Genomic DNA, 1,028 nt, shown 5'->3' with positions numbered 1-1,028 from the left:
GCTTTAAAGGTTGCCAGTGGTTTTGAAGAGACAGGAATTGAAATAAGTGATGTTGTTGAGAAAGAAAATGTGACATTTAGATTTTCACTAATTGATAAAACAACAAAAGAAATATTACCAGATGTTACGAATACTCTTGTTTACGAAGGTGGCAAAGAGGGGGAAATAATTGATATTAAACGGCTTGAAGTACCTCCAACTGTAGTTTTGCTATTAGATTCCTCAGGGTCGATGAAAGGGCAAATGACAGCTACTTTGGATGCGGCAAAGGCTTTTATCGAGGGATTGCCTGAAAATACAAAGATCAAAGTTGTTGATTTTGATACAGAACCAAAACTTTTAGATGGCGAAACGAAAGAAGCGGTTCTAATTTCTTTAAAAAAAATAAAAGTAGGTGGTGCAACCACTCTTTATGATGCGATATTGCTTGGGACAACTTTATTAGAAGAAGAAGAGAGACCGACACTAGTTGTATTCACTGATGGTCAAGATGCAAACTTAAATGATACGGCAAGAGGGTCAAATGCGAGTTACGAGGCATTGATTTCAGAACTACAAACCGTAAATATTCCAATCTATACCATAGGGTTTGGAGAGAGTCATGATGTGAACACTCTATCAACCATTGCGGAGATGTCAGAAGGTAAATACTACGCTGCAAGTGATTCAGAAGTTTTAACACAAGTATTTCATGCTATAAACAGCAAACTAGCGAATACCTATGATTTAACATATAAGAGACCAAAGGATCCTGTTAGATCGGATATGCCTTATGTATCAATTGTTGTTGATACAAGTGGTTCTATGGGTGAATATAGTGAAGATTTTGGTGAAAGAATAATCAATGTTCAGAATCTGCTACATAAATTTATCATTGGTCTTCCAAAGAATACCCAGGTTCAAATTACAGAGTTTAATGATGAAACTGATATTGTCCAAACAATTACGACTGATAAACACCTACTTCTAAAAGGAGTTAGTGCTTTAATTGCCGGAGGTGGAACCGATATTGAAGGTTCAGTTGAAGC

The 1,028-nt window shown here is 36.3% G+C and carries 1 protein-coding gene; it reads left to right on the top strand.

The window, feature by feature from the left end:
* The coding region (locus tag JF818_RS00365; protein ID WP_198890017.1) for a VWA domain-containing protein at nucleotides 1–1,028 on the top strand (1,028 nt) is incomplete at both ends.

The sequence above is a fragment of the Sphaerochaeta sp. S2 genome (assembly GCF_016406725.1).
Lineage (GTDB): Bacteria > Spirochaetota > Spirochaetia > Sphaerochaetales > Sphaerochaetaceae > Sphaerochaeta.
Note: the sequence above shows the minus strand (reverse complement) of the source record. Positions and strands in the feature narration are given on the sequence as shown.